The 23,255-nt window shown below is 62.1% G+C and carries 21 protein-coding genes; 11 read left to right on the top strand and 10 right to left on the bottom strand.

What is annotated here, in order from left to right; translation table 11 throughout:
• Positions 1 to 26 precede the first annotated feature (26 nt).
• Complete coding sequence (zapE, locus tag EV660_RS03910) at positions 27 to 1,121, bottom strand: cell division protein ZapE (protein ID WP_071482234.1); 1,095 nt, start codon at positions 1,119 to 1,121, stop codon at positions 27 to 29.
• A 124-nt stretch (positions 1,122 to 1,245) separates the two neighbouring features.
• On the opposite strand from zapE, the gene sseA reads away from it, so the two are divergent.
• Genes sseA through EV660_RS03895 form a run of 3 tightly spaced genes read left to right on the top strand, consistent with a single transcriptional unit; the run spans position 1,246 to position 3,841 of the window.
• Positions 1,246 to 2,091: a 3-mercaptopyruvate sulfurtransferase gene (gene sseA, locus EV660_RS03905; RefSeq protein ID WP_184409739.1), complete on the top strand. Its 846-nt coding sequence runs from the start codon at positions 1,246 to 1,248 to the stop codon at positions 2,089 to 2,091.
• Positions 2,088 to 2,648 carry a GNAT family N-acetyltransferase gene (locus EV660_RS03900; RefSeq protein WP_071481313.1) on the top strand — a complete coding sequence of 187 codons (561 nt, stop codon included), beginning with the start codon at positions 2,088 to 2,090 and terminating at the stop codon, positions 2,646 to 2,648. Before sseA ends, EV660_RS03900 begins: the two co-directional genes overlap by 4 nt.
• Before the next feature lie 11 nt (positions 2,649 to 2,659).
• Positions 2,660 to 3,841 (top strand): amino acid aminotransferase, encoded by a 1,182-nt coding sequence (locus EV660_RS03895; protein WP_071481314.1) that lies wholly within the window; start codon positions 2,660 to 2,662, stop codon positions 3,839 to 3,841.
• Positions 3,842 to 4,017: 176 nt separating this feature from the next.
• Here EV660_RS03895 and xseA read toward each other — a convergent pair whose 3' ends face one another.
• Positions 4,018 to 5,433, bottom strand: a complete 1,416-nt coding sequence (xseA, locus tag EV660_RS03890) for an exodeoxyribonuclease VII large subunit (protein ID WP_071481315.1) — start codon at positions 5,431 to 5,433, stop codon at positions 4,018 to 4,020.
• Positions 5,434 to 5,508: 75 nt separating this feature from the next.
• Here xseA and purD point away from each other — a divergent pair, with 75 nt between their 5' ends.
• Complete coding sequence (gene purD / locus EV660_RS03885; RefSeq protein WP_071481316.1) at positions 5,509 to 6,771, top strand: phosphoribosylamine--glycine ligase; 1,263 nt, start codon at positions 5,509 to 5,511, stop codon at positions 6,769 to 6,771.
• 334 nt (positions 6,772 to 7,105) lie between these two features.
• Here purD and EV660_RS03880 read toward each other — a convergent pair whose 3' ends face one another.
• The gene (locus EV660_RS03880) at positions 7,106 to 7,516 is read right to left on the bottom strand and encodes a hypothetical protein (protein ID WP_071481317.1); all 411 of its coding nucleotides are present in this window, start codon (positions 7,514 to 7,516) and stop codon (positions 7,106 to 7,108) included.
• The gene (locus EV660_RS03875; RefSeq protein WP_071481318.1) at positions 7,513 to 8,547 is read right to left on the bottom strand and encodes an alkane 1-monooxygenase; all 1,035 of its coding nucleotides are present in this window, start codon (positions 8,545 to 8,547) and stop codon (positions 7,513 to 7,515) included. Before EV660_RS03875 ends, EV660_RS03880 begins: the two co-directional genes overlap by 4 nt.
• Before the next feature lie 150 nt (positions 8,548 to 8,697).
• On the opposite strand from EV660_RS03875, the gene ftsY reads away from it, so the two are divergent.
• Positions 8,698 to 9,786, top strand: a complete 1,089-nt coding sequence (ftsY, locus tag EV660_RS03870) for a signal recognition particle-docking protein FtsY (RefSeq protein WP_071481319.1) — start codon at positions 8,698 to 8,700, stop codon at positions 9,784 to 9,786.
• Here the strand turns inward: ftsY and EV660_RS03865 are convergent.
• Positions 9,777 to 10,355, bottom strand: coding sequence for a YqgE/AlgH family protein (locus tag EV660_RS03865; protein ID WP_071481320.1), 579 nt, complete (start codon positions 10,353 to 10,355; stop codon positions 9,777 to 9,779). The two genes, ftsY and EV660_RS03865, sit on opposite strands and share 10 nt — an antisense overlap.
• A gap of 162 nt (positions 10,356 to 10,517) precedes the next feature.
• Between EV660_RS03865 and EV660_RS03860 the strand changes: the two genes are divergently transcribed.
• Positions 10,518 to 11,318: a protein-disulfide reductase DsbD domain-containing protein gene (locus tag EV660_RS03860; RefSeq protein ID WP_071482236.1), complete on the top strand. Its 801-nt coding sequence runs from the start codon at positions 10,518 to 10,520 to the stop codon at positions 11,316 to 11,318.
• Here the strand turns inward: EV660_RS03860 and EV660_RS03855 are convergent.
• The 4 genes from EV660_RS03855 to EV660_RS03840 all read right to left on the bottom strand — a co-directional run bounded on the left by EV660_RS03855 (position 11,294) and on the right by EV660_RS03840 (position 17,644).
• Positions 11,294 to 14,719 (bottom strand): efflux RND transporter permease subunit, encoded by a 3,426-nt coding sequence (locus tag EV660_RS03855; RefSeq protein WP_071481321.1) that lies wholly within the window; start codon positions 14,717 to 14,719, stop codon positions 11,294 to 11,296. The two genes, EV660_RS03860 and EV660_RS03855, sit on opposite strands and share 25 nt — an antisense overlap.
• Before the next feature lie 3 nt (positions 14,720 to 14,722).
• Positions 14,723 to 16,222, bottom strand: a complete 1,500-nt coding sequence (locus tag EV660_RS03850; protein WP_071481322.1) for an efflux RND transporter periplasmic adaptor subunit — start codon at positions 16,220 to 16,222, stop codon at positions 14,723 to 14,725.
• Between the two features lie 85 nt (positions 16,223 to 16,307).
• Entirely contained in the window at positions 16,308 to 16,850 is a 543-nt protein-coding gene (gene moaB / locus EV660_RS03845) for a molybdenum cofactor biosynthesis protein B (protein WP_071481323.1), read from the bottom strand.
• Positions 16,847 to 17,644 (bottom strand): uracil-DNA glycosylase, encoded by a 798-nt coding sequence (locus tag EV660_RS03840; protein WP_071481324.1) that lies wholly within the window; start codon positions 17,642 to 17,644, stop codon positions 16,847 to 16,849. The genes moaB and EV660_RS03840 overlap by 4 nt, the downstream gene beginning before the upstream one ends.
• Positions 17,645 to 17,741: 97 nt before the next feature.
• Here EV660_RS03840 and EV660_RS03835 point away from each other — a divergent pair, with 97 nt between their 5' ends.
• The 5 genes from EV660_RS03835 (at position 17,742) to EV660_RS03815 (ending at position 21,884) form a co-directional block, all read left to right on the top strand.
• On the top strand, positions 17,742 to 18,710 hold the full coding sequence (locus EV660_RS03835; protein WP_071481325.1) for an aspartate carbamoyltransferase catalytic subunit: 969 nt from the start codon (positions 17,742 to 17,744) through the stop codon (positions 18,708 to 18,710).
• Positions 18,703 to 19,173 (top strand): hypothetical protein, encoded by a 471-nt coding sequence (locus tag EV660_RS03830; RefSeq protein ID WP_084634974.1) that lies wholly within the window; start codon positions 18,703 to 18,705, stop codon positions 19,171 to 19,173. The genes EV660_RS03835 and EV660_RS03830 overlap by 8 nt, the downstream gene beginning before the upstream one ends.
• A 38-nt stretch (positions 19,174 to 19,211) precedes the next feature.
• Positions 19,212 to 20,483 (top strand): dihydroorotase, encoded by a 1,272-nt coding sequence (pyrC, locus tag EV660_RS03825; protein WP_232727291.1) that lies wholly within the window; start codon positions 19,212 to 19,214, stop codon positions 20,481 to 20,483.
• Positions 20,484 to 20,486: 3 nt separating this feature from the next.
• Positions 20,487 to 21,095, top strand: coding sequence for a glycerol-3-phosphate 1-O-acyltransferase PlsY (plsY, locus tag EV660_RS03820; protein ID WP_071481326.1), 609 nt, complete (start codon positions 20,487 to 20,489; stop codon positions 21,093 to 21,095).
• Between the two features lie 231 nt (positions 21,096 to 21,326).
• Positions 21,327 to 21,884 carry a PRC-barrel domain-containing protein gene (locus tag EV660_RS03815; RefSeq protein ID WP_134047580.1) on the top strand — a complete coding sequence of 186 codons (558 nt, stop codon included), beginning with the start codon at positions 21,327 to 21,329 and terminating at the stop codon, positions 21,882 to 21,884.
• Between the two features lie 453 nt (positions 21,885 to 22,337).
• Here the strand turns inward: EV660_RS03815 and truB are convergent, their stop codons facing one another.
• Positions 22,338 to 23,246, bottom strand: a complete 909-nt coding sequence (truB, locus tag EV660_RS03810; RefSeq protein WP_071481328.1) for a tRNA pseudouridine(55) synthase TruB — start codon at positions 23,244 to 23,246, stop codon at positions 22,338 to 22,340.
• Between the last annotated feature and the right edge of the window lie 9 nt (positions 23,247 to 23,255).

Here is a 23,255-nt window from a genome sequence, read left to right as displayed (position 1 = left end):
CGTGCCCCTCCAGCCCCCTCGCCACCTCAACCAGCGTGCGCCTGCCCCCAATCCGCCCCTTGCATCTCGCGCAAGCGGCTGGCCGTGCGCTCAAACTCGAACGCGCCCGCGCCTTCGGTATATAGCTGCTCCGGCACCGCCGCAGCCGAGGCGATCAGCCGCACCTTGCCTTCATACAGCGCATCAATCAGGGTCACGAAACGTTTGGCCTCGTTATAATTCGTGGCCGACAGATACGGGATATCATCCAGCATCAGCACCCGCAGCGCCTGCGCAATCGCCAGGTAATCCCCCGGCCCAAGCGGTTTGCCGCACAACTCCCAGAACCCGGCACGTCCCACCCCGTTATGCGCCTTGGACACCACCACCTCGCGCCCCTTCACCTGCAAATGCAAGGGCGCGCCGGGGTCATGGCCAGTCAATTCATCCCACATCCGCGCCATTTCCACATGCGCAGCCGCATCGGCAGGGCTGAAATAGACCTGCGCGCCTGACAGCCGGTGCTGGCGGTAATCCGTCTCTGACACCAGTTCATGCACCACCATCTGCGTCTTGATGAATTCGATGAAGGGCAGGAACAAGGCTCGGTTCAGCCCGTCCTTATACAGATCATCCGGCACCCGGTTCGACGTGGTCACAATCGCCACCCCTGCGCCCATCAGCCGCTCGAACAACCGCCCCACGATCATGGCATCGGTAATGTCGGTGATCTGCATCTCGTCAAAGGCCAGCAGCCGCACATCCGCGATGATCTTGTCTGCCACCGGGACCAGCGCATCCTCGACCCCGCGTTGACGCGCGGCATGCAGACCGGAATGCACCTCTTGCATGAACGCGTGAAAATGCACGCGACGTTTTGGAACCGCGCCCGCATGTTCGAAAAACAGGTCCATCAGCATGGATTTGCCACGCCCCACCCCGCCCCACAGGTATAGACCCGGCGCAGGGTCCGGCTTGGCGCGGCCAAACAGGCCGCGCAGCCCGCCGCTTTTGGGGGCAGGCTGCGCCAGATAGGCCATGATAGGCGCAAAGAGCGGCAGCGCCGCACGCTGCGCCGCATCAGGCCGAAGCTGGCCCGCCTCGACCCTTTTGTCATAAATCTGTGTCAGAACATCCGTCATGGCGCGCATGGTTACGCCAAAGCTGCGACAGGGGAAAGAGGGTGCAGTGATCTTGCCAGCTACGTCGCGCAAGGTTAGGGATATAGGGGAAATTACCGAACGCACACGCAGATGGGAGTGGCTGATGGACGATCCGAAAACCCTTGTGTCAACCGAATGGCTGGCCGCACATCTGAATGATCCCGATCTGCGCATCCTCGACGCCAGCTGGTATCTGCCCCAGATGGGCCGCGATGCGCGCGCGGAATATGAAACCGCGCATATCCCCGGTGCGCGCTTCTTTGACATCGACGAGATCAGCGACCACCGCTCCGCCTTGCCGCATATGGCCCCCCCGGTCGAGAAATTCATGTCGCGGATGCGCGCGATGGGTGTGGGCGATGGCCATCAGATCGTCATCTATGACGGTATGGGGCTGTTTTCAGCCGCTCGCGTCTGGTGGCTGTTTCGCCTGATGGGCAAGACCGATGTGGCAGTGCTGGATGGTGGCCTGCCCAAATGGCAAGCCGAAGGCCGCGCAATGGAAGATATGCCGCCCGTGCTGCGCGAACGCCATATCACGGTGCAGCGTCAGGCCCATATGGTCAAGGATGTCAGCCAGGTGGCCGCGGCGGTGAAGCTGCGTGACTGGCAGATCGTGGATGCCCGCGCCCCCGAACGCTTCCGCGGTGACGCGCCCGAACCGCGCGAGGGCTTGCGCGCAGGCCATATGCCCGGCGCGCTGAACCTGCCCTTTACGGCGCTTTTGAACCCCGATGGCACCATGAAACGCGGCGACGCGCTGCGCGCGGCCTTTGAAAACGCAGGCGTGGATCTGGAACGCCAGATCATCACCACCTGCGGCTCTGGTGTGACGGCGGCAGTCCTCAGCCTCGGGCTGGAGGTGCTGGGCCACCGCGCCCATGCGCTCTATGACGGGTCATGGTCGGAATGGGGCCAGTTTCCTGATCTGAAGGTCGAAACCGGATGACAACACGTCACGCGGGCGAAACCGTTCCCTATACGGTCACCTTTCTGGAAATGTCCGAACGGCCCCGCTATGGCTGGCCGCATACGCCAAATGGCATGACCGGCGCCTTGCTCAAGGCCGAAAAGCCGCCTGTATGGTATTTTCGCGCGCTCTATGACGCCGTGGGGCGCGACTATGCCTGGACCGATCTGCATAGCAGCGAAGATGACGAGATTGCCGTATGGCTGGATGATGACGATGTTGCGCTTTATTCGCTGATCGACCACGGCTGGCCACAGGGGTTTTTCCTGCTTGACTGGCGTCAGCCCGAAAGCTGCGAGCTGTGCTATTTCGGACTGGTGCCCTCCTCCGTGGGGCGTGGTCTGGGAACATGGATGCTGCGCACGGCGATCCTGACCGCCTGGGCGCGCGAAGGCGTCAAAAGCCTGAGCGTCAACACCTGCACATTGGACCATCCCCGCGCGCTGATCCAGTATCAGAAAAATGGCTTCATCCCTGTGCGTCAGGAAGAGCGGGAACGCAAACTGACCCGCGCATGGACCCCAAAACCTAGCTGAAAGCGGTTATTATGTTCGAAACCCTTCCCAAGCCGAAACTGGATGGCATCATCGCCCTGATGCAGGCCTTTGCCGACGACCCGCGCATGGGCAAGATCGACCTTGGCGTGGGCGTCTATCGCGACGAGGCAGGCCGCACGCCGGTTCTCGAAGCAGTCAAGGCCGCCGAACGGCGCTGCGTCGAGACGCAGGAAAGCAAAAGCTATCTGGCGCTGGCGGGCGATCAGGCCTTTCTGGATGTGATGGAAACCCTGCTTCTGGGCGGGGCTGTGCCAAGCGCGCGCGTGGCCGCTGTTGGCACACCCGGCGGCACCTCTGCCGTGCGCCAGATCTGCGAGTTGATCCGCAGCGCGCGCCCCGAAGCCGTTGTCTGGATCAGCGCCCAGACATGGCCCAACCACGCGCCCCTGATCGCGGCTGCCGGGCTGAAAATGCAGCCCTATCGCTATCTCGACCGTGACAGCGGCGGGCTTGACCATCTGGGCATGTTCGCAGATCTTGAACAGGTCGCAGCAGGCGATGTGGTGCTGCTGCATGGCTGCTGCCACAACCCCACAGGGGTCGATCCAAGCGCACAGGACTGGGCCGAGATTGCGGCCCTGCTGGAACGGCGCGGGGCTGTGCCCTTTGTCGATATGGCATATCAGGGCTTTGGCGAAGGGCTGGATGCCGATGCAGGCGGCCTACGCCACCTGTCCGCGCGCCTGCCCGAAGTGCTGGTCGCGGCCAGTTGCTCCAAGAATTTCGGCCTGTATCGCGAAAGGGTCGGGCTTGCGATGGCTGTGGTACCCGAAGCGCTGAAGGCCAATCTTGCCGCAGCGCTGGCGGGACTTAACCGCCAGTTCTTTGCCTTTCCACCCGATCATGGCGGGCGCGTGGTCAGCACGATTCTGGGCGACACAGACCTGCGCAGACTGTGGCAGGACGAGTTGGAAACGATGCGCGCGCGCGTCGCGCAAAACCGGCAGGCGCTGGCACAGGCGCTGCAGGCAGAAACAGGCTCTGACCGGTTTGATTGCATCACGACCCAACGCGGCATGTTTTCGCTTCTGCCCCTCTCACCCGAACAGGTCGCACGGCTGCGCGCAGAGCATGGGATCTATATGTTGGGGGATGGGCGCGCGAATCTGGCCGGGCTGAATGATTTCAGCATTCCTGTCTGTGCACAGGCCATTGCACAAGTGATGCGCTAGGTTTTTGCCGCCTGACACGAGCGACACTGTGACGGGTTTTTTGGCATTGCCAGCTTTGACCCGCACAGAATCAAGGACGCCAGTGCGCCGCGCCGCACTTATGTCAGGTTCCGAACCCCCAAGAAAAGAGGCGGGGCTCTGCCCCGCACCCCGGAGTATTTCACGCAAGAAAATGATCAGAACAAGCTGCCCTGTTGCGGTGGGGGCGGTGTGGATTTCGGCTTTTGCGCCTTGCCGGATTTTTGTGGCACTGCGACAAGATTGCCATCAGAAAATTCAATCTCCAATGTGGTGACCTTGGCCGCTGTGGTGGCGGAGGTGAGCACGCCCCCCTCTGCATCGCGCACAACCGCATAACCGCGTTGCAATGTGGCAGGGTAGCCCAGCGATTGGCGCAGCCGCTCCAGTGCCGCAAGGCGGGTGGCACGCTGTTCAAGCTGCGCCGCCATTGCGCGGATGGCGCGGGTGCTGCGATCCTCCAGCCTTTCGCGGGACTTGTCGATCTGGAAACGGATGGTGTTGGCCCGCAACCCTGCACTTGTGCTGCGCAATTCTTGCGATTTGCTGGCAATCAATGCGCGCAAAGATCCGGGAAAGCGTTCGGCCCATTGGTCAAAGCGCTGCGTTGCCGGGGCAAGAAGAGCTTCGGCGCGGGGCAGTGCGCGCGACAGATCCGCCAGCCGCTGGCGGCGTTGGCTGACCGCCTGCGCGCCTGCACGGATCAGGCGCGCATCCAGCCCGGCAAGGCCGGCTGCAAGATCGGAATGGACCGGCACGGCAATTTCAGCCGCAGCCGATGGCGTTGGCGCGCGCTGGTCAGAGGCGAAGTCGATCAGCGTGGTGTCGGTTTCATGCCCGACGGCCGATATCAGCGGTATGTCGCTGGCTGCCGTGGCGCGGATGACAATTTCTTCGTTAAACCCCCAGAGATCTTCGATCGATCCGCCCCCGCGCGCGACGATGATCACATCTGGCCGGGGGATCGCGCCGCCCTTTGGCAGGGCATTGAAGCCCGCAATCGCGCGCGCGACCTCTGCCGCGCAGGCCTGCCCCTGTACGGCTACTGGCCAGAGCAGCACATGCACCCCGAACCGGTCATGCAGCCGGTGCAGGATGTCGCGAATCACTGCCCCTTGCGGCGAAGTCACCACCCCCACCACACGCGGCAGATAGGGCAGGCGTTTCTTCCGCTCTGGCGCGAACAGCCCTTCGGCGGCCAGCGCGGCCTTGCGTTTTTCCAGCATGGCCATCAGCGCGCCAGCGCCAGCGGGTTCGATGCTTTCGACTTGAAGCTGGTATCTGGATTGCGGTGCAAATGTCGTCAGTCGGCCGGTGGCGATGACCTCCATCCCCTCCTCGGGCTTGGCCGCCATGCGCGCGACCTGCCCTTTCCAGCTGACACTGGCAATCACCGCGCGGTCATCCTTGAGGTCGAAATACATATGCCCGGTGCGCGCGACGACCACGCGCCCCACCTCGCCGCGCACCCGCACGCGGCCAAATTCCCCCTCCAGCACGCGTTTGACCGCGCCTGATATTTCGGAGACCGAGAATTCGGGTGTGTTGCTGGCGGGTTCGTCAATCAGGTCCATGTTGTGGCCTTTGCTTGTCACGGGCGCAAACCCACCCTAGAACGCGGACGCAAAGGTGCCAAGAGAGGGCGGGCAATGAATATTCTGGTTCTGGGCAGTGGCGGGCGCGAACATGCGCTGGCATGGGCAATCCTGCAAAACCCGAAATGTGACCGGCTGATCTGTGCGCCGGGCAATGCGGGCATGGCAATGATCGCGGAATGCGCGGATCTCGATATCTGCAATGGCAGCGCCGTGGCCAGTTTCTGTGACGAGAATGCGATTGATTTCGTGGTAATCGGCCCCGAAGCCCCGCTTGCGGCGGGCGTGGCCGACCGGCTGCGCGCGGTTGGGATCAGTTGCTTTGGCCCCTCGGCGGCGGCCGCACGGCTGGAAGCGTCAAAGGCCTTCACCAAGGAGATTTGCGCCGCTGTCAATGCGCCCACGGCCGGCTATGCCCATTTCACCGAGGCCGAACCCGCCCGCGCCCATATCCGAGCGCAGGGCGCACCGATTGTGGTCAAGGCGGATGGGCTGGCCGCAGGCAAGGGCGTGATCGTCGCCATGAACGAGGCCGAGGCGCTGGACGCGATTGACACCATGTTCGGCGGTGAATTTGGGGCCGCAGGTGCCGAGGTGGTGATCGAAGAATTCATGGAAGGCGAAGAAGCCAGCTTCTTCGTGCTGGTCGATGGCGAAACCTGCCTGCCCATCGGCACGGCACAAGACCACAAGCGCGTGGGCGAAGGCGATACCGGACCGAATACCGGCGGGATGGGCGCCTACTCCCCCGCACCGGTCCTGAGTGATGCGATTGCGCAAGCCGCGCTGGACCAGATCATCCGCCCCACAATGGCCGAAATGGCGCGGCGCGGCACGCCGTATCAGGGGGTTCTGTATGCGGGCCTGATGATCAAGGACGGCAAGCCACGGCTGGTGGAATATAATGCCCGTTTCGGCGACCCGGAATGTCAAGTTCTGATGATGCGGCTGGGCGCACAGGCGCTGGACCTGATGTTAGCCTGCGCCGAAGGCCGGTTGGACGAGGTTGCCGTGAACTGGGCCGAGGATCATGCCATGACCGTGGTGATGGCCGCCCAGGGCTATCCGGGTGCATATGCCAAGGGCAGCGCGATCAGCGGGCTGGAGGATTGCCCCGCAGACAGCGCGCATATGGTCTTTCACGCAGGCACAAAATCTGAGGGCGGGCGCATTCTGGCCAATGGCGGACGGGTGCTGAATGTGACCGCGCGCGGGGCCACATTGGCCCAAGCGCGCGCGCGGGCCTATGAGATGGTCGATCAGATTGACTGGCCAGAAGGGTTTTGCCGCCGCGATATCGGCTGGCGCGCGCTCTGAGCTTTTGCGCGTGACTTGACGCGCGACAGGGGGCGGGTGGCGCGCAGCGCAAGTTGCGGCTGGGTTTGCGGGACCAAGGGAACGTAGAGGTGCGCGGAATCAAGGCCGCAGGCCGCCGCGCATCGCCGCGCCGCACCCACGGCACGGCGATTTGGCTGCCCCAAGCGCAACGATCTGATCTTTTACGGATTTGGCCAGCATAAAGCGCTACAGATTTGACCGTGTATCGCCGCGCCGCGGCCCGACGTTGCGCAGCTTGTCGAAACCATCCACCGTCCTCAACGGCCAAACCAACGCGGCCCGCCTGCACGGCACGGCAAAAATCGCGCGTGCCCTAAACCCCGACCTCTGGCCCCGGACAGATCAGCGGGCGGGTGCTGCGCTGGACCTCATATAACTCTGTCGGTGCACCGTCGCCCATGAAGCGCGCATTCAGCCCCTCTTCGCCTTGCCAGAAAATCCAGCAATGCTCCTGCTCTGGCGCATCATCATAGGTGAAACATATCTGTTCGTCACGGTCGAACCACCTGCCAACGCGGCACTCTTCCCCGATGAAAGCCCATGTCGTGCGCCGTCCGGGGTGAAATTCCTCTATTCCATAGGCCATGCCATCCAACCCGAATGTCAGGGTGCGTCCGGTGACATACGCCTCGAATTCCGCAGCGCTCATCGGGGTCTGTGCCGCCAACGGCGCGCCCAGGCAGGCTATCAGGGCCAGAATGCCAATTCCCTTGATCCGCTTCATTCACCCACTCCTTGCGCCATACTCAGAACACGCTCGACACGCCGATCCATCATCCTGAACCATAGTGGCGGCACCAATGCAATCACCCCCATTGCTGGCAGGCTATAGGGCAGCATGGGCATATCTTGGGTCAGACGCAATGCCGGATAAATGCGCCCCGGATGCGCGTGGTGGTCGGAATGACGCGTCACATTCACCGCCATCAGCGCCGTGAACCAATGCGGGCTGTTCCAACTGTGATACGCCTCCAGCGGGGCATAGCGGCCATCTGGCAAGACCCGCCGCGCCAACCCGTAATGTTGCAGATAATCCACCATCGCGTGCTGGAATTGCGCATAGGCGCCAAAGCCCACCAATGCCGCTACACCCGCCCAGCCCAGCGCAAGCCAGCCCAGCGCCAGCACCCCCACAGCGCCCCCGATATAGCTGACATAGGGGTTTAGCTGCCCCGACCGGGCGGCACGCGCCGCCTCGATCCGGTAGCCTTCGGTCAGGTTGCGCCACAGGCTGCGGGGCAGATAGCGGTAGAAACTTGTGCCTTTGGGCGGAAAATTCGGGTCTTTCGGCGTGCCGACATAGGCATGATGCAACAATCGGTGCGATGTGGTGACATGGCCATAAAGCATGGAAATGAACACCCATTTGCCAAGGGTGAACAATCCCCGCTGGGTGCGGTGAATCAATTCATGCGCATTGGCAATGCTGACCTGCCCGAAATACAGCCCAAAGCCAAAAAACGCCGCCGCCCGCTCTGCACTGCCCAGCCCTGTTGCACCGGCCACAGCATAGGCCCCGATGCCCAGCAACACGAAATGGCCAAGCGCCAAAGCGACCGAAAGAGCATTGGCCAGCAGGGGGTCATCTTCGCCAGAGGCAGAGAGGGCGGCCGGCTTGATAATCTCGTCCAGAGCGAAAGCGATAACAGAAACATAGGCCAGCGCCAGCCAGACCCATAGGCCGCCCTGAACAGCACCAAGGCCAAGCAGAACAACAGGGACAAGCGCGGCAAGGGCAAAAGGCAAAATGGTCATACTGTTTCCACCGGATTAAGAACTTGCGCAACATATCACGCGTTTTGCCGCAGCACAGCGGCGCATTTTGCCACTGTTTGCGGGTCTGGGGTGCTTTCCAAATCCAACCGCATGAGGTAGCTCTGAACCACGCTAGACAAGGATCAGGGCATGTCTTTTTTCAACAAGCTGAAGGAGCGCATGTTCCGCTCGTCCTCGAAACTGGACGAGGGGCTGGAAGCGCTGGTGGAAGAGGCGGAGGACACCGCAGCGGCTGAAACACAGCCCGCGCAGACGCCCCCGCCCGAACCCACTGTGCAACCAACGCCCGCCCCTGCCCCCGCAGCGCCCGCAGCAGACCCCGAACCCGCCCCGAAACCCGGCTTTATCGGCCGGATGCTCGGGCGCGACGACTCGCCCCGCCGGGTGCTGGATGATGACATGCTAGAGCGGCTGGAAGAGCTGCTGATCCAATCCGACATGGGCGTCGAAACCGCGATGCGCGTCAGCGCCAATCTGGCCGAGGGGCGCTTTGGGCGCAAGATGTCGGTCAATGAGATCAAGACAGCTCTGGCGCAGGAAATCACCCGCATCATGGAACCCGTGGCAAAGCCCCTGCCGCTATATGGCGCGCGCCCGCAAGTGGTGCTGGTGGTGGGCGTCAATGGCGCGGGCAAGACGACGACCATCGGCAAACTGGCCAGCCAGTTCCGCGAGGCCGGGAAATCGGTTATGATCGCGGCAGGCGACACCTTCCGCGCCGCAGCCGTCGAACAATTGCAGGTCTGGGGCACCCGTGCAGGCGTGCCAGTCATGACCGCGCCCGAAGGGTCCGACCCGGCAAGTCTTGCCTATGACGCGCTGGCGCGCGCCAAGGCCGAAGGTGTGGACCTGCTGATGATCGACACGGCAGGACGGCTGCAAAACCGCGCCGACCTTATGGAGGAATTGGCAAAAATCCTGCGTGTGCTGCGCAAACTGGACCCGGACGCGCCGCATAACACGCTGCTGGTGCTGGATGCGACGACAGGGCAAAACGCTCTGAATCAGGTCGATATCTTCCGCAAACTGGCCGATGTGTCCGGTCTGGTCATGACAAAACTGGATGGCACGGCGCGCGGTGGTGTGCTGGTGGCACTGGCGGACCGCTTTGGCCTTCCCATCCATGCGATTGGTGTGGGCGAACAGATCGACGATCTACAGGCGTTTGACCCCGAAGAATTTGCCGCCGCCCTGATCGGCACCGACCTTCAGGCGTGACCCGTCGCGCCTGATAACAGGCGCGGATCAACCCCGATCTGGCCCAGTGCTGCCGACCATTTGGCGCTGTCTTCTGTGGCAAACAACATCGAGGGCGCGGCATCGGCGATCAGCCAGCCCCCTGCCTGAATTTCGCCATCCAGCTGCTCTGGCCCCCAGCCTGCATAGCCAAGCGCGACGATGGACTGCGCAGGCCCCTGCCCGCGCGCCATTTCGGCCAGCACCTCGACCGAGGTGCTCAGCACAATGCCATCCGCGATCTGCAGACTGCCCTCCGCATTGAAAAAATCGGGCGAATGCAACACGAACCCGCGTGATGTCTCGACCGGGCCGCCGAAGTGAACCGGCCCATCCGCCGGATCTTCGCCAAGGCCACGCGCATTTTCCGGCCCATCAAGGTCCAGATGCGCCAGCAGCTTGACCAAGGTCAGATCAGGCAGCGGCTTGTTGACAATAACCCCCATCGCGCCATTCTCGGAATGCGCGCATAAAAACACCACCGAATGCGCGAATCGGGGGTCCGGCATCGACGGCATGGCGATCAGCAGTTTTCCGATAAGATGGGTCATGTCACTCCAGCCGGTGATATTTACACCAACATGCCCGTCTTATCCGGCCTTGCCAAGGGGCGCAGGGCGCGGGCAAATGGGCTTTTGTGTCACAGCCTCGCCAAGTCGCGCCCTTGTGACTTCCCTTCCTGTGCGATGCGGGGAATCTAGGGCGCTATGAATATGCTCCGCTCTTTTCTTGTTGCAACTGCTCTGGTCCTGCCAATGGCGGCTCAGGCGCAAGCCCCGCGCCTGTCGGAAATCTTCGAAGCGAAGATGCGTCCGGGCTGGAAAACCGATACCGGCACCTATATCGCCGCGCTACACTTGCGCCTTGCGCAGGACTGGATCACCTATTGGCGCCATCCCGGCGAAAGCGGCATAGTCCCCACACTCGACACGTCCCGGTCGCGCAACCTGTCAAATGCACGCATTCTGTGGCCGGAACCAAGGCTGTACATCAAGGCTGGCTTTGCAAGCATCGGGTATAGCGACGAAATCGTGCTTCCGATCGAACTGACACCAGAAGATGCCGGACAGCCGGTCGAACTGGATGGCGTCCTGTCGGTCGGTGTCTGCGCAGATATCTGCATCCCGGTCGATCTGGCCCTGAATATCGTGGCGCAAGGGGCTGGCGCGCCAGATACCATGATCTCCTCTGCAATGACCCGCCGCCCGAAAGCCGCGCAAAGCGCTGGGTTGCAAGGAATGAATTGCAGCGTCACCCCCGACAAGCGCGGCTTGCGGCTGAGTGCAAGCTTGCAAATTCCACCCCAAGGGCACGAGGAATTTGTTCTGGTCGAAATGCTGGGCAGCACCATGCCCGCGCGGGTTCTGCCCACCGAACGCAATGGTGACACGCTGACCGGCCACACCCTGTTTCGCACCAAATCCGGCGGTGGGATCGACCGTTCAGCCGTGCGGATCAGCGTCATCAGTGAACATGGCACATCTGTGCATCAGGGCTGCGCCCTTTCGGACTGAGGCCCGCCTCTGGTCCCAAGCCACAGCCCCAGCGCCCCCAGACACCACGCCAGCACAAGGCCCAGCACCGCGCCGCCCATGAACAGGATCATGGCCGCGCGCATCGGGGACTCAGCCAGCGCAGCCATACCGCTTGGCACCAGCATCTCGCCGGTGACAAACACACCGCCAATGGTGGCAAGGAACCACACGCCCAGCACCAGCGCCGCGCCCAGCGGCACCAGCGAGATACCCCGCGCCGGCAATGTCAGGGCACGGCGCAAGGAAACGACCTGTCGGCGCATGTCATGCCCGATCGCCAACAAGGCGGGCACCAGCAACAACACGATGAACATGCCAAAGCCCAGCCCGTAGACCAGCGTTATCACTGTCGGCTGCAGGAATGCGGCTTGGGTCGAATTCTCGAACATCAGCGGCGTCAGGCCCAGAACAGTGGTCAGCGTCGTCAAAAGCACAGGCCGCAGGCGGTCGCAGGTCGCATCAATGATCGACGGAATCAAGCCGCGGTCGCGCGCGTATTGATCCACCGTTGTCACCAGCACGATGGAATCGTTGATGATAATGCCCGCCATGCCCATCATCCCGACAATCGAGAACATCGACATGGCCATGTTCCAGCTTGTATGCCCGTAAATCACCCCGATCAGCCCGAAGGGAATAACCGCCATGACAACCATCGGGCGCAGCCAGCTGGAAAACACCCAAGCAAGGGTCAGATAGATCAGGATCAGGCACAGGCTGATGCCGATCACTGCATCGCTCAGGAATTCGCGTTCCTGCTCTGCCTGTCCCGAAAGCCGGGTGGTGATGCCGAAATCCGCTTCAAGATCAGGCAGGATGCGTTCGGTCAGCAATCGCGTAATTTCGCGCGCGCGTGCCGGGTCATCTTCGGACAGATCACCCGTCACTGTAACAACGCGCACGCCGTTTTCACGCTGAATGCTTGAAAAACCCTGCCGCTCGGTGACAGAAACGATATCGCCCAGTGGCACAAAGCTACCCGATGCCGCGCGCATCATCATACTGTCCAGAAAATCTGCCGCCCGTTCTGACGCGGGCACTTCAACGCGAATGCGCCCTGTGCGCAGCCCGTCAGGAAAGGTCGCCGCCTCAACACCCGACAGGCGGTTGCGCAGATCACGTGACAGCCCCTCAACGGTGAAGCCCAGCGCCTGCCCCTGTGCGGTCAGTTGCAACAGCAACTCTTGCTTGTCATATGGCAGATTATCTTCCAGCCCCGTAATTTCGGGATAAGGGACAAGTGCTGCGCGCAATGCCTCCGATGCCGCTTTCAGCGTCTCGGAATCCCCGCCGCTCAGGTCCACGGACAGCGAATCCCCCCCAGGCCCCGCCCCCCAGGAGCGGAAGCTGAATTCCTCCAGCCGGGGCAGCGCCTGTACTTCGTCCTGCAAGGCCGAGGCGAAGGCGGAAGACGACACCTCGCGCAGATCGGCATCGACCAGATCAATGGAAATCGACCCCAGCAGATCGCTATCCTTGTTTTCAGCAGAAGCCAGCGCCCGCCCGGCATGGCCGCCAAGCTCTGTCATGACAAAAAGCACGGGGCTGGTACCTGTCTCTTCCTCCATGCGGCTGGACAGCGCATCGGTCGCGCGCTGCAATTCGCGCAGCATTTCCAGCGTATCGGCGCGGGTGGCGCCATCGGTCATCACAATATTGCCGGTGATTGACCCCTGCTCTGGCGGGTTGAAAAACCGAAACGGCAGATCACCACGCACCAGATGGGCCATTTGCACCGTCAACAGCGCGATCAATGCCGCCAGAACCGGATAGCGTGCAGCGATGATAAAGCTGATAAAGGGGCGAAATGCCCGCTCGCGCACCCATTGAAACCCGCGATTGACCTGTCGCGAGGGCCAATCATACCACCGCTCTTTCAACCCGCTGGCAATCGCATGATACATGTGGTTGGGCAGGATCAGGAAACATTCAACCAGTGACGCGACCAGAACCGCAATCACGGTCAGAGGAATATCGGCAATCAATGTGCCAAACCGTCCGCCCACCAGAATTAGCGCGCCAAAGGCCAGAACCGTTGTAATCGTGGCGGCAAAAACCGGCTGCGCCATGCGCGTGGCGGCATTTTCAGCGGCTTCAGCCGGGCTTTCGCCCAATTCGCGCGCGCGGTAATCGGCATGTTCGCCCACTACAATCGCATCATCCACCACAATGCCCAGCGTGATGATCAGCGCAAAAAGCGAGATCATGTTGAAACTCAGCCCCATCAGATACATGACCGCAATCGCCGCCAGCATCGCCGCCGGAATGCCTGCCGACACCCAGAAAGCCGTACGCGCATTCAGGAACAGAAACAGCAACACCACCACAAGGCCCAGACCCAGTGTTGCATTCTTGACCAGAATCATGATCCGGCCGGAAATGAACTCTGCCCGCGTCGAGACCAGCTCGAACTTGACGCCTTCGGGCAGATTGCGGTTCATCGCATCAGCCAGTGCCTGCACGCGGGCCTGTATCTCAATCGCATCGCCACGCTCGGAACGGTCCACGCGCAAGGTGATGGCCGGGTCATCGCCCACCCAGAAGGCCCTGTCACGGTCAATGCCACCCTCGCGCAGCTCCGCCACATCGCCAAGGCGCAGCACCGTGCCATCCGCCCGCGTTCGCAGCGCAATTTCCGCCACCTGCTCGGCGGTGCGTCGCTCTGCGCCCGTGCGCACACGCGCCCCGCCAGAAGCAGTCTCGCCTGACGGGTCGGTGCTGACAGTGCTGCGAATGGCCTGTGCAATATCGGCCATGCTCAGGTCATTTTCGATCAGATTGCGGGTCGGCACTTCGACCAGAACCTCGGCGCTGGCAACACCGCGGATCGTGGTGCGGGTGATCCCCTCGTTATACAGCCGCGCGGCAAATTCATCTGCAAACCGCGCCAGTTGTTCCACGGCAACAGGGCCGGTCACGACCACATTCGTGACCCTCTCGCCCCAACTGGAACGGCGCGTTACCGGATCTTCGACATCTTCGGGCAGGGTGCCAACAGCATCCAGCGCATCCTGCACATCCGTACTTGCGCGGCCCATATCCCAGCCGGTTTCAAAATCAATCGTGAAACTGGCCCGCCCCTCGCGCGAGCGCGCAGAGACATTGGTGACCCCATCCACCGCTTGCAGGGCAGGGCCAACAAGCTGGACCACACCGCGATCAAGGTCTTCCGCCCCGGCCCCCGGCCAGCGAATATCGACAGAGATATTGTCCACCACCACATCGGGGAAGAACTGCGCACGCATCTGCGGAATGGCAGCCAGCCCCGAGACGATCATGATCACCAGCAGCAGATTCGCCGCTGTCTTGTGCCGCGTGAAATACCGAAACAATCCAACGGCCTGCACAGCAAGCCTGTCCTTGGTGTCGCGCAGGATCATGGCTTATCCCCCACCCTGCATACGACCGCCCGGACCGCCGCCACCGACATTGCCACTTTCCAAACGTTCCAACATGCTGGCGGGCACGGCCTCTTCTGACAGTTGCGCAATCATGCGCGCGCGCATTGTTTCCGGCATCCGGGTATTGCCCTCGACCTGCGCGATCAATCTGGCCCGCTGTTCGGGGTCCAGCGTGACCATCTCGGGCGCCTCCTGTATCACTTCGCCGGTTGCGGTTTCACGTTGCGGGCGCACCAGAATGCCCGCGCCCAGCGAAGGGCCAATCTCGCGCACAACCTCTTGCCCGGCCAGCGCGCGTGCATCAATCAGCACATCATCCCCCTGACGGCGAAAAACTGTTACAGGTGCCGCACTCAGACGGTTATCGTCGTTGATGAGCAGCACAGACCCTGTCGCGCTGACGGCTGTTGCAGGCAGCAAGGCCACATCTTGCAGCGCGGGTTCATTCAAGCGCACAGTCACGAAATCGCCGGGCCGGAACCCGCGCGGCGCCACCAGTTCCACGAATAGCTGCCGACCGCCCTGCCCCTGTTCCACAGTGGCAGAGGCCCGCACCACCCGCCCCGGCGAAGTAATCTCAAAACCCGCAACCTCCAGCACCACTTCGGCATCGCTGCTCAGGAGGCGACCATCATCGCCGATCAGGCGCAAATACTGCGCGGTCGAGACGCGCACGGACACTTCCAGCAGATCAGGGTCGATGATGCGCCCAAGCTGTTCATTGGTGGTGACAATCCCGCCTTCGGTGATGCTGACATCGGCCAGCGTGCCGCTGAAACTTGCAAGAACGCGGGTGTCGGACAAGCGGCGCTCGGCCTCGCTCAAGGTGATGCGCTGGCGCTCCAGTGCGCTTTCGGCCTGATCGCGGCGCGCAATCGCCTGCGCCTCGGCCTGTCTGCGCCCGACTGCGGCCTGTCGCGCGGATGACAGCGCAAGCTCTGCTTCTTCCAGCGCCGCTTCGGTGGCGACACCACGATCCGCAAGCCCCTGCCGCCGCTCCAATGCGCGCACGCGCAACTCCAACTGTGCTTGTGCTGCGGCCACATCCTCGCCTGCAAGGTCCAGCGCAAGCGTGGCATCGCGCAATTCCGCTTCGGCGCGGGCCAGATCTGTTTGTGCCAGCGCCAGCGCCGATTCAGCATCCGCAGGGTCTATTCTGAACAACAGCTGACCTTCGCGCACCTCGGCCCCATCCTCGAAACCGGGGGCCACTTCCAGAACCCGGCCACCAACCGGCGCGCGCAGCTCCAACGACCGGCGGGTGCGCACTTCACCAAATGCAGACAGGATCGGCGTCACCTCTGCGGGGGTGACTGTCAGCGCGCGAACGGTAAATACCCGCTCGCGCCCTTGGCCCGGCCCGCCCGTCACCTCGGCCCGGCTCTGGATTGCGGTGACAAGCGTGTAGCCGGCATAGGCCAGCGCCGAAAAAGATACAGCCGCAAGAAATAATGCAATCAGGCTGCGGGTCAGAAAACGCATGGCTACTCCAGTTCAGGCGGTGGCGCATACGCAGATTACGCCGCTAAAGCCGCTTCAATTCAATAAACTTGAACGCAACAGCGCGTTACTTCCGTCGCAAATGTTCGTCGAGTCTTGGAAAAATTTCGACAAAATTGCAGGGACGGTGACGAAAATCGAATTGCAGCGACAAAATCTCGTCCCATGCATCCTTGCACGCGCCCGGCGATCCGGGCAGCGCGAACAAATAAGTGCCTTGCGCCACCCCGGCACAGGCGCGCGACTGGATGGCCGATGTGCCGATCTTCTGCATCGAGATGATTGTGAACACCGTGCCAAAGGCTTCGATTTCCTTCTCATACACATCACGATGCGCCTCAACAGTGACATCACGCCCGGTCAGGCCGGTGCCGCCTGTGGTCAGAATCGCGTCAATTCCGGGGTCTGCACACCAGCTGCGCAACTGCGCGGCAATCTGTTCACGTTCGTCGCGCACAATATCGCGCGCGGCCAGAACATGGCCCGCCGCTTCTATCCGCGCGGCCAGCGTGTCGCCGGATTTATCCGCGTCCAGCGTGCGTGTGTCAGACACAGTCAGCACAGCAAAGCGCACCGGCATGAAGGGTTTGGTGTCGTCAATCCGGCTCATGTCAATGTCCTTAGTCGGGCTTGCAAATCCAGCAGATCGGCCCATGCCTCGCGCTTGGCGGCAGGGTTGCGCAGCAGATAGGCCGGGTGCAGCATGGGCAAAGCGGGCCGCCCCGCCACCTCGCGCCATTGCCCGCGAATGCGGGTAATCGCTTCATTGCCTTGCAGCAGGGTGCTGGCCGAAATCCGGCCCATCAGGATCAGGATATCCGGGTCGATCAAGGCGATATGGCGCATCACAAACGGGCGGAACATGGCGCGTTCCTCTGCGCTGGGGTCGCGGTTTTGTGGGGGGCGCCAAGGCAGGATATTGGTGATATACACCGCGCGCGCCGGGTCCGGGTGGTCGCGCCGCATGTCAATCGCCGCCAGCATCCGGTCCAGCAATTGCCCCGCCTCGCCGATAAAGGGCCTGCCAGAACGGTCTTCCTCGCGCCCCGGTGCCTCGCCTACAATCATGACGCGCGCCTGTGGGGTGCCATCACAAAACACCAGATTGCGCGCGCCCAGTTTCAGGTCGCTATGCGGAAAATCTGCAATCGCCGCTTGCAGCGCGTCCAGATCGGGCGCAGCATCGGCCAAGGCCTGCGCCTCGGCCACAGGGTCAATGCTGACACTGGGGGCAGGTGCGGCCGGGGTGGCTGCGGCTTTCGGTTTCGCAATTGGGGCCGGGTCCAGCGCATATCGGTCAACCGGCGCGTCGCACATGGCCTCAACAGCGCCCATCTCGACCTGCCACTCAAGGCAGGCGCGCGCAACATGCCAATCTGTTTCCCAAGGAACCTGCGATACCATGCGCGCAACGTAATACGCGCATGACAGCGGGTAAAGCGGCCTTGTCGTCGCGGGGCACGGTTTCTATAACGGCGCTGGGGCTTCAGGCGGGGGACGCATGGCATTCAAACAGAATCATCTGCTGGGGATCGAACCGCTTCACCCGACAGAGATCACGACCATTCTGGACCTTGCGGAAGAATATGTCGCGCTGAACCGCTCTAGCGAGAAACACGGCACAACCCTTGCCGGGATGACGCAGATCAACATGTTTTTCGAGGCATCCACCCGCACACAGGCCAGTTTCGAGTTGGCAGGCAAGCGGCTTGGCGCGGATGTGATGAATATGGCAATGGCCCAGTCCAGCCTGAAAAAGGGTGAGACGCTGATCGACACCGCGCTGACGCTCAATGCCATGCACCCCGATTTGCTGGTGGTGCGCCATGGCCGGTCCGGTGCGGTCAACCTGCTGGCCGAAAAGGTGAATTGCGCGGTCCTGAATGCGGGCGATGGCAAGCATGAACACCCGACACAGGCGCTGCTGGACGCGCTGACGATCCGGCGCAAGAAAGGCCGCTTGCACCGGCTGAGCATCGCGATTTGCGGCGATATCGCCCATAGCCGCGTCGCACGGTCAAACCTGATCCTGCTGGGCAAGATGGAAAACCGCGTGCGCCTTGTCGGCCCGCCAACCCTTATGCCCAGGGACGTCGAGGAATTCGGCGTCGAGGTGTTCGACGACATGCGCGAAGGGCTGGAAGGGGCCGATGTGGTGATGATGCTGCGCCTTCAGCGCGAACGCATGGATGGCGGTTTTGTGCCGTCCGAACGCGAGTATTTCCACCGCTACGGGCTGGATGCCGAGAAACTGGCCTATGCCAAGGAAGATGCGATTGTCATGCATCCCGGCCCGATGAACCGCGGCGTCGAAATTGACGGCGCGATTGCCGATGACATCAACCGTTCAGTCATTCAGGAACAGGTCGAAATGGGCGTTGCCGTGCGCATGGCGGCAATGGACCTGCTGGCCAGAAACCTGCGCCGCGCGCGCGAACGTCAAAGACTGAGAGAGGCCGCACATGGCTGAGGAAATCCGCGAAAGCAGGCTTGCCGATACAGTGTTCGAGCCGGAACCGGGCGAGAAAATCCTGCGTGAAATCCGGTCTGACAAGGCCACCTATTGGCGCGATCACGGTGTCATGGCGGTGCTGGGCATGGGCGTGGTGGGCATGGTGCTGTCCTTTATCGGCTCTGACCATGTGGCCATCGGCAGCCTTGGCGCTGTGCTGGCGCTGGCCGTGCGCGGGCTGTGGCTGTATTCCGAACAGATGAAATTCCGCTGGGTGCTCAGCAATATGCGCCTTGTCGGGCCGGGCGGGCGACAGGTCTATCTGCTGGAACTGGAAAAGGCGCGGCGGCTGTTTGGCGATATCCAGCTGATCACCAGATCCGGCGACAAGCATCTGATCAAGCATATCGCACAGTCCGAAAATGTCGTCGCCGAAATCGAAGCCGCACGCGACAAACGCGCCAAGCGCAAGGGGGCATGATGGTGCCGCAAGCCCCCCATTCATCAAAGGACACAGATGTGATCTGGTTTCACAATGCACGATTGATCGACCCTGAACAGAGCACGGAGCGCCTGGGTAGCCTGTTGGTCGAAAATGGCGTGATCACAGAACTGGACAGCCCTTGCCCCGAGGGGGCTGATGCGGTCGATTGCGGCGGTAAATGCCTTGCCCCCGGCATTGTCGATATTGGCGTGCAGGTGGGGGAACCGGGCGCACAGCACAAGGAATCGCTGCGCACCGCCGGTCTGGCGGCAGCCAAGGGCGGCGTCACGACTATTGTCATGCGCCCCGACACAACCCCCGCCATCGACACGCCGGAAGTGCTGGAATATGTCACCCGCCGCGCCGAGGCCCGCACCCCTGTCCATATCCGCGCCATGGCCACCCTGACCCGCGCGCGCGAAGGGCGCGAAATGTCCGAGATCGGCTTTTTGCTCGATGCTGGCGCGGTGGCCTTCACCGATGGCGACAAGGTGCTGCACAACACCAAGGTTCTGGCACGCTGCATGAGCTATGCCAAGGGGCTTGGCGCGCTGATCATAGGGCACCCGCAAGATGGCGGGCTGTCTGACGGGGCTTGCGCAACCAGCGGCAAATTCGCATCTCTGCGCGGATTGCCCGCCGTCTCGCCCATGGCGGAACGGATGGGCTTTGACCGCGACATGGGACTGGTCGAGATGACGGGCGTACGCTACCACGCCGACCAGATCACCAGCGCGCGCACGCTACCCGCGCTGGAACGCGCCAAGGCCAATGGGCTGAAGGTGACTGCCGGAATCTCTATCCATCACCTGACCCTGAACGAGTTGGATGTTGGCGATTATCGCACGTTTTTCAAATTCACCCCGCCGCTGCGCAGCGAAACCGATCGCGGCGCGATGGTCCGTGCGGTGGCCGATGGGCTGATCGACATCATCTGCTCCATGCACACCCCGCAAGACGAAGAATCCAAGCGCCTGCCGTTTGAGGAAGCGGCCTCTGGCGCGGTCGGGCTGGAAACATTGCTGCCAGCGGCGATGCGGCTTTACCACTCCGAAGGGCTGGACCTACCGCAGATCTGGCGCGCCCTGTCCTTCAACCCGGCAAAACTGCTGGGGCTGGATTCGGGGCGCTTGTCAGTGGGTGCCCCTGCCGATCTTGTGCTGTTTGACCCAGATGCCCCTTTTGTGCTGGACCGTTTCGCCCTGCGCTCGAAATCCAAGAACACGCCCTTTGACGGGGCGCGCATGGAAGGGCGCGTGCTTGCCACCTATGTCGCGGGCAATTGTGTCTATGAATACAAGGACTGACCCATGCCTGAACTGCTGACACCGCTATGGCTGCTGGGGCTGACGGGGCTGGTCGGCTATATGATCGGCTCCATTCCCTTTGGCGTGGTTGTGGCGCGCGCGATGGGCTTGGGCGATCTACGTGCAATCGGGTCGGGCAATATCGGCGCCACCAATGTCATGCGCACCGGGAACAAGGCCGCAGGCATCCTGACTTTCGCGCTTGATGCGGGCAAGGGCGCAATCGTGGCGCTGATCGCATGGGCATTACTGGGCGAAGATGCGGCACAAGTTGGCGCGCTGACGGCATTTCTGGGCCATCTTTATCCGGTCTATCTGGGCTTCAGGGGCGGCAAGGGGGTCGCAACCTTTATCGGCACAGCGCTGGCGCTGGCATGGCCCGTGGCGCTTGGGGTGTGCGCAATCTGGGCGCTGGTGTTCAAGCTGGGCCGCATCTCATCCCTCGCGGCGTTGCTGGCCAGCGCGCTTAGCCCTGTGCTTGCGCTGGCCTTGGGCTATACAAGCATGGCTGTCCTGTTCGCAGTCCTGACAGCGATGATCTTTTACAAGCATATCGACAATATCCGCCGCCTGTTTTCAGGCACCGAACCCCGGTTTGAACGGAAGAAATAGGCGGCTTCGCCCCTAAATGACTGTTTATAAAACAAATCGGCCAGTGCACCTGCCCCTTGGCAGGTCGGTAAGAACGCGCGCCTTTCTGGCAAAATAGCCCCCTTGGTGGCGAATTTCCGCCCCTTCTGAAGCCCCCACAACCATTGCGGGAACCGAATCCCGCCCTTCTGCCTTCCATAGACACAAGCGTCGCAACGCGGCGCAGAAGTGAACTGTGAAACGGAGATTGACATGTTGAAGAAAATGCTTGCCACCACAGCCCTGAGTGCCCTGCTTGTTGCGCCCGCGCTGGCACAGGACACGGTGCAACCAGATGAGCCGATCGAGGCACCGGCACAGATGGATGACGCGCCCGAAACAACCACCCCGGAAACCGACCCGCTGGACGCCCCGATGGACGAACCAGACGCCGACATGCCTGAGTTTGGCGAGCCTGAAGCCGCCGACCCCGCACCAGAGGCCGACCCGCTACAGGGTGAAGACACCGGCATGCCCGCCACCGACCCGATCTTTGCCGAAGATGTCATCGGTGCCGATCTGGTGGATTTTGAAGGCGAAACCATCGCCTCTGTCGATGATGCGGTCCTAGATGCTTCCGGCAATGTCGAGGCACTGCTGGTCGATGTTGGCGGTTTCCTTGGCTTTGGGGCCCGCACAGTCGCAATCTCGATTGATGATGTGACAATGGAAACCGATCTCGATGGCAATGTGGTGCTGCGCACCGCGCTGACTGCCGACGATCTGGAGAACCTTCCCGAATACGAGGAAGAGCCCGAAGCCGAGATGTAATCCCGGCGGATCAGGTACAAATCCCCTACAGGCAGGCGGCTATCAGCCGCCTGCTTTCGTTGTGGCGGGTCGGTGTCAGACAACGCCTGCCGGATATTTACCGACAGCGACCTGACGCGAGGTATCTGACGGCGGCTTTGAGGGCCGTTGCGGGCTTCGACCGCGCGGAATCGAGGCCGAAGGCCGCCGCGCATCGCCGGGCCGCCCCCACGGCACGGCGATTTGGCTGCCACCTGCGCAACGATTTGATCTTTTAGGGACTTGGCCAGCATAAAGCGCTACAGATTAAACCTTGGATCGCCGCACCGCGGCCCGACGCTGCGCGGCTTTGTACCCAGTGCTTCAATGTCCGCAAAGTCTCGCATAGCGCGGGCACGCATCCTTGCCCAGTATACGAAACCACAAAGGATCAGCGCGCGACCCATGTGTCAGGGTCCGGCTGGCGCTTAGTCCCTAGCCTTGCACAAACACGCGGCTGGGGTGCAATTCGCCCGCCTTGTAGACCCCCACAGCCACAGCACGCCCTTCATAGCTGGCCCAGGCTTCGTCGCCATATTCAACTGATGAGGTCAGCACCATGCCGGGGTTGCCATTGCGCAGCTTCGCCGCCCCTTCCGGCGTGGCAGGCAATTCGGGCAGATCAGACAAGCCCTGCTCCAACGGGCGCAGATAAGTGTCCAGCTCGGGGCTGTGGGCCAGCGCCTCGATCTGCTCCATGCTCAGGCCCTCGCTTGCCTCAAACGGGCCGGACCATGTGCGGCGCAGCCATGCGACATGCCCGTGACACCCCAGCGCCGCCCCCAGATCCCGCGCAATGGAACGCACATACCCCCCCTTGCCGCAAACCATTTCCAACTCAACATGATCGGCATCCGGACGCGCGACAATCTCCAGCCGCTCAACCCATAGCGGGCGGGCGGCAAGCTCCATTTCATCCCCAGCGCGGGCAATGTCATAGGCACGCTCGCCTTCAACCTTGACGGCGGAAAACTGTGGCGGCACCTGCTGGATCTCGCCGCGAAACGCCCCAAGCGCGGCCTCGATCTGGGCATCGGTCGGGCGCTGGTCGGATGTGGCGACAATCGTGCCTTCCGCATCATCCGTGGTTGTAGCCTGCCCCAGACGCACCATGAACCGGTAGCATTTCAGCGCATCGGTAATGTAAGGCACGGTCTTGGTCGCCTCTCCCAAAGCCACGGCAAGAACGCCCGTCGCGGCCGGGTCCAGCGTGCCTGCATGACCGGCCTTCTGCGCCTGAAGCGCCCAGCGCACCTTGTTGACCACTGCCGTCGAAGTGATGCCCGCAGGCTTGTCGATCACCAGCCAGCCCGAAATGGCGCGGCCCTTGCGCTTGCGTCCCATGTCTGTCCC

The organism is Roseinatronobacter bogoriensis DSM 18756 (genome assembly GCF_004366635.1).
Taxonomy (GTDB): Bacteria; Pseudomonadota; Alphaproteobacteria; order Rhodobacterales; family Rhodobacteraceae; genus Roseinatronobacter; species Roseinatronobacter bogoriensis.
Note: the sequence above shows the minus strand (reverse complement) of the source record. Positions and strands in the feature narration are given on the sequence as shown.